The sequence below is a fragment of the Algibacillus agarilyticus genome (assembly GCF_003286125.1).
GTDB lineage: Bacteria > Pseudomonadota > Gammaproteobacteria > Enterobacterales > Alteromonadaceae > Algibacillus > Algibacillus agarilyticus.
In genome coordinates this window covers 44,872-59,841 of record NZ_QMED01000030.1, presented here as the reverse complement: position 1 = coordinate 59,841, position 14,970 = coordinate 44,872, and the positions used below count along the sequence as shown (strand labels likewise).

9 protein-coding genes are annotated in these 14,970 nt (G+C 38.6%); 4 read left to right on the top strand and 5 right to left on the bottom strand.

Annotation, left to right across the window (positions count from 1 at the left end):
* Window positions 1–6: 6 nt before the first annotated feature.
* A complete protein-coding gene (gene rhaI / locus DPX34_RS17920) occupies window positions 7–1,299 on the bottom strand; it encodes an L-rhamnose catabolism isomerase (protein WP_111979574.1) in 1,293 nt (430 codons plus the stop codon).
* A 93-nt stretch (window positions 1,300–1,392) separates the two neighbouring features.
* A complete protein-coding gene (locus tag DPX34_RS17915; RefSeq protein ID WP_111979575.1) occupies window positions 1,393–3,585 on the bottom strand; it encodes a bifunctional rhamnulose-1-phosphate aldolase/short-chain dehydrogenase in 2,193 nt (730 codons plus the stop codon).
* A gap of 505 nt (window positions 3,586–4,090) precedes the next feature.
* Here DPX34_RS17915 and rhaM point away from each other — a divergent pair.
* The 3 genes from rhaM to DPX34_RS17900 all read left to right on the top strand — a co-directional run bounded on the left by rhaM (window position 4,091) and on the right by DPX34_RS17900 (window position 7,632).
* Window positions 4,091–4,405, top strand: a complete 315-nt coding sequence (gene rhaM, locus DPX34_RS17910; protein WP_111979811.1) for an L-rhamnose mutarotase — start codon at window positions 4,091–4,093, stop codon at window positions 4,403–4,405.
* Window positions 4,406–5,012: 607 nt separating this feature from the next.
* Entirely contained in the window at window positions 5,013–5,804 is a 792-nt protein-coding gene (gene tpiA / locus DPX34_RS17905) for a triose-phosphate isomerase (RefSeq protein ID WP_111979810.1), read from the top strand.
* Between the two features lie 1,036 nt (window positions 5,805–6,840).
* Window positions 6,841–7,632 (top strand): DeoR/GlpR family DNA-binding transcription regulator, encoded by a 792-nt coding sequence (locus tag DPX34_RS17900; RefSeq protein ID WP_111979809.1) that lies wholly within the window; start codon window positions 6,841–6,843, stop codon window positions 7,630–7,632.
* 131 nt (window positions 7,633–7,763) lie between these two features.
* On the opposite strand, the gene DPX34_RS17895 is transcribed toward DPX34_RS17900, so the two are convergent.
* Window positions 7,764–9,233, bottom strand: a complete 1,470-nt coding sequence (locus tag DPX34_RS17895) for a sulfatase-like hydrolase/transferase (protein WP_198673751.1) — start codon at window positions 9,231–9,233, stop codon at window positions 7,764–7,766.
* A 479-nt stretch (window positions 9,234–9,712) separates the two neighbouring features.
* On the opposite strand from DPX34_RS17895, the gene DPX34_RS17890 reads away from it, so the two are divergent.
* The gene (locus DPX34_RS17890) at window positions 9,713–12,208 is read left to right on the top strand and encodes an endo-acting ulvan lysase-like protein (RefSeq protein ID WP_232824794.1); all 2,496 of its coding nucleotides are present in this window, start codon (window positions 9,713–9,715) and stop codon (window positions 12,206–12,208) included.
* A gap of 76 nt (window positions 12,209–12,284) precedes the next feature.
* Here the strand turns inward: DPX34_RS17890 and DPX34_RS17885 are convergent, their stop codons facing one another.
* Window positions 12,285–13,076 (bottom strand): glycoside hydrolase family 11 protein, encoded by a 792-nt coding sequence (locus DPX34_RS17885; RefSeq protein WP_111979807.1) that lies wholly within the window; start codon window positions 13,074–13,076, stop codon window positions 12,285–12,287.
* Window positions 13,077–13,870: 794 nt separating this feature from the next.
* The gene (locus DPX34_RS17880) at window positions 13,871–14,860 is read right to left on the bottom strand and encodes a hypothetical protein (protein WP_111979806.1); all 990 of its coding nucleotides are present in this window, start codon (window positions 14,858–14,860) and stop codon (window positions 13,871–13,873) included.
* Window positions 14,861–14,970: the final 110 nt, after the last annotated feature.

The following is a 14,970-nucleotide window of genomic DNA, read 5'->3' as shown; positions in this document are numbered from 1 at the left end:
TCGAGCTTAAACAATACCCGAACCGTTGCCGCCACTGTTAGGACGCTCAACGCCCGCTTGCGCTCGGTAACCTGATTTACGGTAAACCGCGATTGGGTCTATCGCTCCACCTTTGCGTAAACGCGCCATCGCTAAAATAGGCGATACATCTGTCGTAAACGCATGCTTCAATGTATTGCTACACATCAAGGCATCGTTTTCAGTTTGGTAACCTGTTAATTTCTCACGGTCTACTATCAAAGCCGATACGTATGAACGTTGTACGCTCGCCGCTGAATTAACTAAACTTTCTATTGGGTCTGTCACATTGTGTGATTGGTCCAACATGTAGTTCGGGCCAAAACCTTCTTGGTTACGGTATTCTGCATCCACTAATTCATTAAAAATTAAGAACTGTTGATACGGGTGTAAACTACCGCTGTCTAAATCATCATCGCCATATTTAGAGTCATTGAAGTGGAAACCACCTAATTTCTTAAATTGTATTAAACGCGACACTATCATTTCAATGTTCACGTTTGGCGCGTGATGGCCTAAATCAACTAATGATTTAGCTTGTGGACCTAATTCCATCGCCGCTAAGATGTTGCTGCCCCAATCTTGAATAATCGTTGAGTAGAACGCCGGCTCAAACATTTTATGTTCGATATGCAGTTCCCAATCACTCGGTAAACCCGCATAGATTTTTTTCATGCTTTCTAAGTAACGCTCAAACGCGCCTTGGAAATGCTGTTGTCCCGGATGATTTGAACCATCGCCAACCCAAACCGTTAACGTTTTTGAATCCAATGCTTTACCGTATTCAATACAATCTAAGTTGTGTTGTATCGCTAAATCACGTGAAGCTTGGCTGGTGTTACTTAAACTACCGTATTTAAAGCTATGCTCTTGACCCGGTTGGTCTTGGAATGTATTCGAGTTAATCGAATCCCATTTTAGGTTTAAGTTATCTGACGTTTGCTTAAGTTCGCTAAAGTCATCCACTTTATCCCACGGAAAATGCGGTGATACGCGCTCGGTACATTGCGATAAATCATTAATAACCGCGCTGTCTTCTAGTTTTTCCCAAATATTGCGTGGCTCGCCTTCACCTGGAAAACGGGCAAAACGTGTGCCGCCGGTGCCAGTGCCCCATGACGGTACCGCAATTTGAAACGTTTCCGCTTTGGCCGTGATGTCGTCAATATTGATGTTTTCACGCGCTAATTTTGCACCTAAAGCCGCGTAATCTTCTTTTAAGAAGCCTTCTAATTTTGCATTTTCTTCTGCAATTAGGCCTTTATCTATACGTTGAGTCATTTTTATGTTTCCTAATATCGGTTGTCTTGTTTACCCAAGTCAGGCTCTGCTCGCTTTTTAGCGTGCCGTGAACATCACTCGGGTAAAAACGGCTTAGCGTAAAAACGCTTCGTGTAAACCACCGTCTACACTAATGATTTGGCCTGTCGTTTTGCTTAACTGACCTGAAACCATTAAGTAAGCCGCTTCCGCTTGGTCGGCCGGGGTTATCGGTTGTTTGGTTAATGTACGTTGAGCATAGAACATCGCTAACTTATCGCGTAATTCATCATCTGAATCATCCGCAGTAAATTCAACGTTGTACTTAGTTAATGACGCTATCACACGGTCACGTGGGAACATGGTGCTGCCTTTAACAACGGTCGCGGGTGCTAAACCATTCACGTTCACTAACGGTGACAATTCAACCGCTAATTCACGCACTAAGTGGTTAGCGGCCGCTTTACTGGTGTCATAAGCCAATGAACCTTTCTTAGAAACCGCCGCATTAACACTCGTTGTTAACACTAACGCACCCGGTAAGTTTTGCGCTTGCCATATCTTGTTAGCTTCGGTGCCAACGATATAACCGCCTTTAACATTAACCGCAAAGCTCACATCAAATTGCTGGTCGTCACTCATACCCGATTGACCCGGCGCAAGGAAAACACCCGCCGTGACAATCACTTTATCAATACCACCATAAGCTAAGGTCACTTGCTCAAACATTTTTTGCACGCTATCACGCTCGGTAATATTTACCGCTTGCGCAATCGCTGGACCACAACCCGAAATACCCGTACCGGCAACACCGATACCTTGACCATAAATGGCCGTTAATTCATCTGCCGTTGCTTGTGCCGCTTCAAAACGTAAATCAGCACAAACCACATGTGCGCCTTCTTTGGCAACACGGAATGCGGTTTCTTTACCGATACCATCACCTGCACCGACAACCACAACCACGTCACGCGCTAATGGCGCTTCTTTTGGCATACGCTGTAATTTAGCTTCTTCAAGCGCCCAATATTCAATATCAAACGCTTCTTGCTGTGGTAACGCCGTGTATTCGCTAATCGCTTCTGCACCACGCATCACTTCTATCGCACAGTTATAAAATTCAGTGGTTACACGTGATTCTGATTTGTTTTTACCCCAACCAATAATACCCACACCTGGGATTAAGATAACCGTTGGGCTTGGGTCACGCATAGCCGGTGAATCATCACGCTTACAGTTGTTGTAATATTCAGCATATTCAACACGATATTGCTCGATACCCGCATTAAGCTTTTCAACTAAGGTGTCAAAGCTGTCGTTTTTCGGGTCGAAATCAATGTAAAGCGGTTGGATTTTAGTGCGTAAGAAATGGTCAGGACATGACGTGCCTAACTTCGCTAAACGCGGTGCATCAACGCTGTTAACAAAACGTAATGCATTTTCATCTGATTGCACCGTACCAATAAATTTAACTTTATTTGATAAAATACCACGGGCTACCGGTAAAAATTTAGCTAATAATTCAGTACGCGCGTCTTCTGGTAAACTTTCAACTTTTGCACCACCAAAGGTCATATCGCCTTTGTCGTGCTCTTCAATATAGCGAGCTGCCGTTTCAATCACCCATAACGAGGTTTCGTAACAACTTTTACTTTCTGATTCCCAGTTGGTATGGCCGTGCTGACCTAATAAAATACCAATACTGTCTGGCTTCGCTGCATAGGCGTCTTCACACACCTTAGCCGCTTCCCAACCCGGACGCATCCACGGTACGTAAGCCATCTTGCCGCCCCAAACCACTTCGGTTAAGGCTTCTTGGTCTTTACATGACGCGATTGCAATAACCGCATTAGGGTGTAAATGGTCAACGTGCTTTTCAGCAATCATTGAATGTAATGGGGTATCAATTGACGAAGCACGTGGGTTTAAGCAAAAGTTACAGTGCTTATACATGCCAATCATCGCATCTTCGCCTGCTTGCTTATAACCTTTGTCATCACGCGCTTGGTAAGTCGCATCTAAGGCGTTTAATTTACCTTGATATAATGATGAGAAATTCTCGACTTTTGATGTGCGTAAATCACCGCCAGAGCCTTTTACCCATAATACTTCAACGTCTTCACCCGTTAATGGGTCCTTCTCGATAAGCTTGGCTGACGTGTTACCGCCGCCCGTATTCGTAATGCGTTGGTCTGCACCTAAAACATTAGAACGATAAACTAAACTTTCGATTGGCGATAACGTATCCGCAACAGCATCATCCCAGTTGTAATCAACATGGCGAAATTCATTTTTTTTGATCGGCATTTGCTTTTATGCTCCGTACTTAATCTATTTAAGGGGGTATATAAACTTCAATAAGTTAATAGTACATGCAAACACTAATTTTTCAAGCATTATTAATCATATTAAGTCAAATCATTATAAATAATAAACATAAAGGATTTATTTATGACTCATTTTTGTAACATTTAAAGTGTACAGATAAGTAAGTTAACTGAGTGCTAGTCAGTGTTTTTTCAATTATATCGCGTTGTTTTATACATGATTATTTTTCTATCTAACTGAAAAACAACAAATATCTTTGAATGTAAGATCTAACTTTGATTTGTGTTTAAAATAGGCTTTTATGTTTATCAATGCAAAAGGAGAGGAATTGGATAAATCATATTGATGTTCTAACTGACTCATATTTTTTATACTGACAGTATTATATTGCAGTAACAATCAACAAGGTACATAATAAATCAATAATATTTATTTACTGGCTCAGCTTTTTGGCTGGTGCAACTTGTATATTGAGGATAACCCCATGGAAAAAATAGCCTTCGTAATGACCTTATTACCTGGTCATGAAGTTGAATATAAAAAGCGTCATGATGAAATTTGGCCAGAACTTGTAACCGCATTAAAACAAGCAGGCGTGTCTGATTATTCTATTTTTTTTGAAAGCAGTTCAAATAAACTTTTTGCCGTGTTAAAACGCACAACTGATCATGGTATGGACACCTTGCCATTAGACCCAATAGTGAAGAAGTGGTGGGCGTTTATGGGCGATATTATGGAAACTAATGCTGATAATTCACCCGTAGTAACAGATCTAGCTAATGTTTTTCATTTAGATTAAACACATAGAATGATCGACTAAAAGTTTGATCAGGCAAATAAATAGTCACTATATACTCAAGTGACTTCAAGATGCTGAATTCGCACGGAGAAGTAACTTGGGTATATTACAGCCACTATTCTTGATCGCTTTTATTTTTGATCGCTTTCTCTTTCAAAAATGTTGCACTTTCAATTAAAGTCGGCGTATTGATTATTTTGTTTGTTTTTACACAAACGTTTTGAACGCAAGCCTTTAACATCAACACTTTTCTTAACCCTTTAGCTTTAATATAGGCTTTGCTGACATGGGTGTAAGTACTTCGGTTTCGTCTGGCACTAGAAACTGGTCCCTAAAACCTGAGCGAGAAGACTATAAGTCACAATCAAGTCATACTATAACCCCTTAATGATATACACCAAGAACCCGACAAAACCATAGTTACTGACCCAGTTTATTTCTCTTCGTTATTGAACAATATTCATCATAAAAAGGTAAAATGAAATTGCATATCAGGATTACTAATTTTCAGAATATTTAACAAAAAAGTGACACATGACCACATATGACGTATTTTAACCACCTATGGTCATATATGTATTTATCACACATTAATATTAGGTTAGTTATGCAACAAAAATTAGTTATTGCCAATTGGAAGATGAACGGTGACATCACCGCTAATTATAATTTATTGACTAAATTGATGGGTTCAACACAGATTTCTAACAATACTGATATTGTTATTTGTCCACCTTCTGTCTATTTATCTCAAGTGCAAGATATTATTGAAACCAGTCAAATTAAGCTGGGCGCTCAAAATGTATGTTCAGCAATATCAGGTGCCTATACAGGTGAAATATCCATTGATATGCTCGCTGAGTTTGATTGTCAGTATGTATTGGTTGGTCATTCTGAACGCCGAAGCATTTACAATGAAAACGATAAAGAGATCGCGAAAAAAATCATACAAATCGTTAATGCTAAACAAACACCAGTATTTTGTATTGGTGAAACATTAACACAAAGAGCAGACAACGAAACTGAAGCCGTCATACTTAGCCAAATCAAATACATTATTGATATTGTTGGCTTAGAATATTTTAAATCGGTAGTTATCGCTTACGAACCTATCTGGGCTATCGGTACCGGACAAACAGCAACCGCAGCACAAGCACAAGAAATTCATTTAATTATTCGTAATTATTTAAACGGTTTAGATGCCGCTGCGTTTAGTGGTCTTAAAATTTTGTACGGTGGCAGTGTGAATGCAAGCAATGCAGACGAGCTAATTGCTCAACCAGACATTGATGGTTTTTTGGTGGGTAGTGCCTCACTTAAAGCCGAATCATTTGAGCAAATATGTTTAGCTGGCCAGGCTAAAACTGAAAGTATTCAACCAGAATTAACGCCCGTTTGATCTTGTCCTAAATAAATAATACATACGCAAGTAACATTTAAAAATCCGTGTTGGTACTGAAAATACTAACACGGATTTTTTGATTTAAATTCTATAAATTTGTCTGTAAATTCATGTCCTTCAAAATGCGATAGTTCACCTACTTTCAATCTTTGTAAGTAGCCGTGAGCTTGTGCACCTCACCCTGTTGTTAAGATCAATTTATACCAATCCGTAATAATAAGTGCCCACTCAGCGAGCGTTTAAATGCGCATAATCAAGGCGTTTGAATGAAAGAATAGTGGTGCTCTTTTGAGGTCGAGCAACACAGAGTAAGCGCATTTAAAACTCGCCTGAAAGGAATGCCCCAGCGGCTTTTGACCTGCGTTATCGGTATTTGAAAGGGAACAACCATTCCTGTACACCGACGCCTTGTTCAAAAACCGCTGGATGCATTCTGAGATATCACTTATTTATATGAATTGGTATTATTGAAAATCGACAAGGTTATAAAAGAACGGAATCTGTTAAAAATGGCTTAAATGAATGACGAGCAACGCTGAGTGAGAGCTTTAAGGTTTTTCCCGAAAGGCTATATCCATTTATTCTCGAGCTTCGATCACTCTAGCTGCTGTCAGTCGCTCTAATGGCGTTACTTCTTCTGCCTTGCCATAAACTCAAATGGCCTTCAGCTTAGTTATACTTGAAAGGTGAACAGGCGCTAATATAAGCGCAATCAAGCTTGATTACATTCGGCTCGATTTAAATCTTTTTTCATTCACCTTGCAGTTTAAGTATAGGTTTTAAGCTTTAATAATAAACAGCATACCGTAGCAAAATGATTTATATTGGTTTATTGCAGGGTAATCTGACTATATCTATTTGGTTTTACTATATTTGAAATACCATAAAAACCTTTATATACAACAACTTAAACTTAACATAAAAATCAAATACGAATGAAAATAATCTTAATTGTATATATATGATTAAATCGATAGAATATGACTATAAAATTATATTTAGTAATGCCCGCTCACTAAGGAAATATTGAATTATGTTAGAAAAACACCGTCAGCAATTGATAATAGATATACTTGACCAAATACGGTATGCCAGCGTGCCTTATTTAACTGAAAAGTTAAATTCGTCTGAAGCCACCATTCGTCGTGACATACGAAAAATGGCAACACGTGGTGAAATAATAAAGATACGCGGCGGAGCAGAAGCCATTGATGGCGGCGTTAAGAAAAAACACATAGCCAGTTCGGTCTTTTTTGCGGATAAAGAAAAGGGAGCAGATGTAAAACGTTTAATTGCACAACGTGCTGTTGAATTATGTTCAGATGGCTCTTTTATTGCTATTAATGGCGGTAGCTCAACGTTTATGATGGGTGAGTTTTTAGCCGACAAGCAACTCAATATTTTAACTAACTCGTTTGTTTTAGCCGGTCAAATTACAGAGACGACTAACAATCAAGTCTCTTTAGCTGGTGGTGAAATCTATCGTGAGCAAGGCATTATTTTAAGTTCATACGACAACGATGGTATTGAAAACTATCACAGCGAATATATGTTTATGGGCACACCGGGTATCTGTGATTTTGGTGTTATGGAAAATGACCCGTTGTTGATTCGTTCTGAACAGAAACTAAAAAAACAATCTGAAAAATTAGTGGTACTCGCTGATAGCACCAAGATTGGCAAACGTAGTAATTTTATATTCTGCCCTTTGAATGAGGTTGATATATTAATAACCGATTCAAATGCCGACAGAGAAGTACTGCGATCGTTTGAAAGCAAAGGTGTGCAAGTGATTATTGTTGAAGCACCGACTAAAGCAGAATAATTTTACTTGATTTTATTTAGTCAATCGTTGTAAAAAATTAAAGTAAACCTAAGTGGGTTGAGCAAGTATAAAAGAATGCGAGATGTGATTAATACCATCTCGCATTTTTGTACTATCAAATAAAAAACAATTTACATCCGCCCTTTCGCGCCAGCTTCTTCCGTTTTTTGTAAAAAATATTGGTTGCCGTTGTAATACGTTTTTTTAGACCAAGGCGCATTATTTTTAGGCACATGGGCTTTTAACTTCTGTTTAATATCGTTATATGCCGGATCTGCCGCTAAATTACGCCATTCATCTCGATCAAACTTATGGTCATATAACTCTTCAGAACCATCTTCATAGTGTATGTAGCGATAACGATCGGTTTTAATCGCATGGTTATCAGCACCATAAGTTGTCACAGCCACTTTGTCCCACTCAGCATTAGGATCATTTAGTAATGGGGTTAGATCATTACCTTCAACATTTGGATTAGCCGGTAAACCGCACATTTTTAGTAATGTTGGGTATAAATCTAACAGCGTCACGGGCCTATTACTCACCTGCTGACCTTTTGACTTGGGTGGCTTGATAATTAGTGGGGTACGGGTTGCGCGTTCCCACAACGACATTTTTGCAAATTTTTCTTTTTCGCCAATTGAATAGCCATGGTCGCCCCACAACACAACGGCCGTATTATCTGCATATTGGCTATTTTCTAGTGCATCCATGACTTTACCAATGCACGAATCAACAAAGGATACACTCGCTAAATACCCTTGCACAATTTTACGATATTCACCATTTTTGATTGCCCATTCGGTGGTAGGCATCATCGGGTGATCAGCAACTTGCTTAGCCATATCTGGCACATCATCTAGATCATTTCGTAAATAAGGCGGTAAAACGATGTCTTCAGTTGGGTGCATATCAAACCACTTTTGTGGTACATGCCACGGAGCATGAGGTCGAATAAAACCACACACCGTAAAGAAAGGTTTGTCATGATCACGCGAAAGCTGGTCTACTACCCACTCTGCTGAATCATAATCTGGCATTTGCTCATCTTTTTCAGGAAAAGCCCCCCAATCCGTATTGGTACGAGGATCATCCCAAACCATATTTTTTTCTGGGTAAGGACCAAAACCTTTAACACGCCCGCCGTATTCATCGAAGCTACCATCAACCACACGTTGATGAAATACTTTGCCAACCGCCGATGTGTAATAACCGTGCTCTCTAAAATATTCACTTAAAAAGGTCACATGTTTTGTTTTTTCGTGTGCCTCTCTAATATCTTTATCTTTTATATGGCCGTAAATCCCGGTGGTAGTAGGGGCTAACCCTGTCATAATACTGGCACGTGAAGGGCCACATAAAGGAGCAGAAGCATGGGCATTCATAAATAGCGTGCCATTACTCGCTAAACGGTCAATATTAGGCGTTTTAGCATTAGGGTGCCCTTTCATCGCCCCTACCCAATCATTTAAATCATCAACAATAAGCATGAGTACATTTGGGTATTCTTGCTTTAAAGCATCGAGCCAAGCAAATTGCGAGCAACCACTTAAAGCCGCAACACCCGCTGAACCTAAAAGAAAATTACGTCTTGAAATCATTTATTCATTAACCTTATTTGTCATTCAATCTCGGCAACACACACCGAACAAGCATAAACAATCAATACAAATCACTATATATCAATATTAACATATTTTAAACAAATTATTACTCATCAAGGACATCGACAAAGCAATTTATATAAGGCCATAAAAAATCAAATGCACAGTTGTTATTACGTTAAGTGTAGGTTGAAAACTGTAAAACTGAATTGAACTGAATAGCGGTCAAAGTTGATTTTATAACCTAACCTGAAATCAAGTTAAACATAACCGCTTTAGTAATAGATAAACGTGGGTCAGTCATTGTTGCTATTACTAATTGTTGTATTAATACTGTTATCATTTTGACCGATATTGAACTAAAATGATAACACATTAGCTTTATGTTCTTTAAATACAGTCAGAGGTTTCAAATGTATAAACCAATTAACAAGCCATGCCGGACAAAACAAAAAACTAATTGGCTCCGCAAACACATGATATTGTTATCTATTATTATACTAGCCCCCTTCACTCTTCAGGCTTCAGAAATTGAGCGCCCTTCTATTTGGGTTAAAAATACTGAACGTCAGCAAATACTAGACAAAATAAAAACAGAACCTTGGGCTCAATCATTATTTAATGAAATGAAAAACAGAGTCGATTCTTTAGCCGTGGATGATCAACAAACACGTCGGACTCACCTTGAATCGTTGCCCTTAATTTGGTTTAAAGATAAAACACGACCCCCGACACTCCCTAAATTTAGAGTTAAAGGTGGCGGCACCAATGCACAAAGAATAGAGGTTGTTAAAGCATTACAAGATGGCGTAGATTGTGGTGTGTTATATTACTTAACACAAGAAAATCGCTACGCAGCCTGTGGCGCAGATAGACTTTATACCGTTATTAATGCATTAAAAAGCATGGAAGTTCAACGCAAAGGGCCGATGAATTCGAGCTGGATGTTTCCGACCGATCACCTTTACGAAGCACGTGTAATAGGCGCTCAACTTCCTGTCATTTATGATTTCGTTTATAACTACCTTAAATCAGGTGGCCAAGTTTACGATCTTGCCTCAGCTAAACTGACTCAATTTAATTTTGACGATGCACAAACTACGTTTAAAACGTATATTTGGTTAGCACTGAATAAAGGCTTATTAGATTCAAACTGGCCGGTACTTGAATCATCAAGTTTAGTACATAATATTTTGGCGCTCGACAGCGCTGCTGATATCACAAAAAATCTGCCTTTCTACACGCATGTAAATACTAAACATCAAGCCTCTTTAAAGAAAATAGCCGAGAGCTTTGAAAATGAAGGCGATATTTGGCCTGAATCGATGGGGTATTCTCGCCATGTGGCTTCATTCTCTATTTATTTAATGACCTTGTTAGACAGATACGACTCAAGCTTAAAACTGGGCAGTAAACACCCAAATATTCCTGCTGCCTTTATGTCTTATTACAATTTAAAATACCCTAATGAAGAATACCCATTTATTGGCGATGGTCACAGAGAATATGAAATAGAATATTCAGCATTAGAAATGTCATTTTTGTTGGCCCAGTTAAATAATAACCAAGAACAAATTTCGCAATTTGGCAATTACTTATCATCTAGTTTGAAAAAAGGCGTTTACGATCGAGGTCATTTACATAAACGCTCTTATAAAGCGGCACCTTATTACACACCCACTCAATTGCTTTGGTTTAGTAACAAAATAAATAGCAATGCAGATGTTGATGTAGCGCCCCCTCGCCCACGCACTAAACGATTAGAATTTGCCGGTATGAATATACAACGCAATATTAGCTCGGTAGATCCAGTTAAAAATAGTTTAATGGCCTTTGTTGCTGGTGGCTCTTATATTCATGGTCATGCATCGGGTATGGACATGGAGTTATATGGACAAGGCTACGTATTAGGTGTTGATGGCGGTAAAAGTAAATACCGCACAGACCTACACGAAAATTATCATCGTATATTTGCAGCCCATAACACCGTCATTAGTAATGGCGCTTCGGCTTCAAAAGGCGGTTGGATAAACCTAGGTATCAATAAAGTTGAAGCGATTGCGTTAGAACCTAATTATGGCGAGCCCGGTGTTTCACCTAACCATTCATTTACCACCTCTGCTTTTTATGATGAATTTAATCTTGTCGCACCGGCAAAACATCAAAGAACGATGGCGTTAATAAAGGTGAGTGATACACAAGGTTACTACCTTGATATTTTCAGAGCAAAAAGTGATTACGCTGCGCAATATCATGATTACCTTTATCATAATATTGGCGAAAAATTGGTGATTAGTTCAAACAATCAAGCCGTAAAAATGAAAAGTGATCCAGAACGCTATAAAGCATCAGCAGAATTACCTTGGACATTACAACGAAAATACCGTCATCCCGGTTGGCATTTTTTTGAAAATGTTAAAACTCATGCCAAATCTGACCAACCGTTTGAAGCGACTTTTACTGCCGCTAAGTTAACGGATCAACCCATAAGCATGCGCGCGATTATGCCTGCAGGTTTGGCAATAGAAGTAACGCAAGCAACCGCCCCAAAAGCTTACGGTGCAGCAAAACCGTATAATAAAAAACCTATCCCGACCTTAGCGCTGCGTAAACAAGGTGATGCATGGAGAAACCCTTTTGCAGTGGTGTATGAATCGACAACGGGCAACGAAGGTTATGTTATTGAATCAACTGAACGATTAATGGCTGGTGACCAATTTAAAGGAGTAAAAGTGACGTTAAACCTTAAAGGTCATAAAATCACTCAGTATGTTCTGACACAAGAAAATATCAATGATGTATATGAAGATAAAACGCGTGGCATCTACTTTAAAGGTCATTTTGCGGTGATCACCGTTAATGCTGCGGGTAAAGCCAGTGAACTTTATATAGGTAACGGAGATTCGTTAACCTACAAACACGAAAAGCTAAGCGCGCCAAGCAAAACTAAAAGTGCGTATCGTGTTTTTTAATCAATTAAAGTCTGCTTAATTTAAGTGAGTTAATAAAAATCCGATGACGAATATCATCGGATTTTTTTATGCTAAATTAGTTAGTCGACCACGCATTTAGGTTTACAGATCCGCCACCACCAATAAGCTCAATGCCAAATATTTGATAATGCCAGTTACCAATATACGGATAAGCTTCGTGCTTGTATTCTTGTGGGTTTTTCCACATTTGAAAATGTTGGCCTACATTAATTTCGCCACTATCACGTTGATTATTGTAATCTCTCACCGCCCAGTATTGTTTAAACGTTGTGCCGCCTGCGCCATAAGCATGAGGCTTGTTAGTTCGGGTTGATACATAATAATCATAGCGGGCGTTATCGACATTTTTAGAGCCTAACCATCGAGCACCATTATCACGACCATCATCATTTTGATGCTCAGGGTACCAGCCGTTATATTTATCCATGATGTAGTACTCTGCCATACCATCATAATTTGTGTTATTACTTTTGGTCCAGCCGTACAAAGCAAATACCGACTTTTGCCCATTATCATCTGGGTTATAATTATTAATACTGAAATTCACTTTGCGCCATTGGTGACCGGTTTGCCAACCACGTCCCGATACTACATTTTGTGAACTACCCGTCATATGGATATAACTAGCCGTATAACTGGTGGTGTATAAGTAGGTATTTGGGTCATTGTTTAGCTCATAATGGCTAGTAAAATACCCTTGCTCTGTATTTGGGTATCGCGCTTCAGAGTTTTGAAACGTTTCACCCGCATGAGCCATATTTAATGACATACACACCGTAGCAGCTAAAGCCAATGATGCGGCACACTTATAACTAACCTGTTGAATTGTTGTTTTATTTTTTATCATGCTTTTTCCAAATGTAGATTTTATTATTAGAAAACGGTGTTAATGCAAGCCGTGTATGCTGAGAATATATACATACATATAACTAACTACTCCCAAATCACTGGGTATAAAGGTTGCTCATTATTATTAATGTTGTATGAATAAACCTTCGACAAACTTTTAGATTAGTCTGCCGGTTAGCTGACTAAATATAAGCCATCTTGCCACCCATTTTTGTAACCTTGGCTATCAATAGCTTTATCTAATAAACGATAATTAAACTGTTAACCTTGCTCACACTTCTAGTTGTACATTTGACCATTACAAGTGTCAAGTTGGCTAATTTTCCTGATTTTAAGATGCATTGAATATTTTAAGGCAAGTAGCCAAGCCTAAAGAGCAAGCAGAATTGATCGTGTTAAACGGTCATTTGATTTAAACATGTCGAGCGACATTAATAAGAATTGATAGCGATAAAAATGACAAAATTCAGGCTCAGCCCTTTGTTAATGATATGTTAAGTTAACAACCCCCTCATTTTAAACCATGTGATTTTTTCATATATCGTGTTAATCACTAACCTCTCTTTAAATGAAAAAAGCGTGGAAATTTCAGATATTAGCCGCATATGAATCAACAGAATAGGATTTAAAAACAACAATAAGTCATAATGACAATAATAATTATCGTAACAAATAAAAAATGAATAGGTAATTAAACGAACACAGAAGTCCCTATTGTTTGATGATTCTAGGGCGCAATCTAAGTATGTTGAAAAGTCAGTACTCTGGGCAATCTCGATATGCCCCTGTGGATTAATATCGCGTTTTAAGCACTTTTAAATTTAACAACGCTTGAATTCGGTTATCAATGAGTTGATTTGTATCATCAGCTATCCAAGATAATTGCGTTTGTAGCCGTTCAATTTGCTCGGCCGATAGCTCAACTTGATAATCATTCAGTTGCTGATGCAAAATATTCAAACCTTGGCCACTGCTGGCCGATTCGGCTGAATTAACCAAATCGATTACATATTCAAACACTTGCTCATCATTAGGCGCAGCTTGCATCATGGCTTTAATCGCCAAACCTTTAACCTGTACATCATGACTTAATTCTGCAAAACCTTTTAAAGTATCTACATTTTGTATGATAATTTCTTGATCATTATCTGCATTGATATGAGCCAACATATACTTGAGCAATTCTGGTTGAGTTTCGGTTTGTAATATATGCTGCGTTAGTGTCTGCTGCTCAGATTTATTATCTAAGCTCATGATCAATGAAATGGCCTCTTTTTTATCGATAACTCGATTAGACGCTAATAAAGAATGGCTCGCTTGTAAGCGTAATGCCGGGTTTAACGCTTGAATAGTGCGGCGTAAAAAAGCGCGTTGCTCTGATTGTGGCATCAATTGAATGGCCGTAATGATGTTATTATACAACTCTGTATTTTGATTGATCTCTTTTGCTGCTTGGTAAGATGAAAGTTCAGACAATGCAAACGAAGCTTCAATCGATAGATTAGGATTTAAGGCTTGTTGCCAATCGATTGTTTGTTGACCGATTTGGTTTTCGTCTTCTGAAGTTGATGATGTTAATTCATTGTTTGTGTTTTCATCTAACAGTCGCTCATTCGCAATTGTGTTTTCAGGTGTACTCTCTATATTAATAGCGTTATATAACGGTTCAGTTGATTGAATATTAACCGAGTCAGGAATCAAAAAAACATATAGTAATAACAAAAAGCAAAGGCCCGATACACCGCCCAACAGAAATGAAAACCGATCAAAATTATCTAACATTAACAATGCCTAATATAAAACGTAATCACAATCCTAGGGCGTGTTTATACTCCATAGTTTATAGCCCACGTTAGGTTGAAATACTTTTTGCATTTTAAAATAACGCGGAC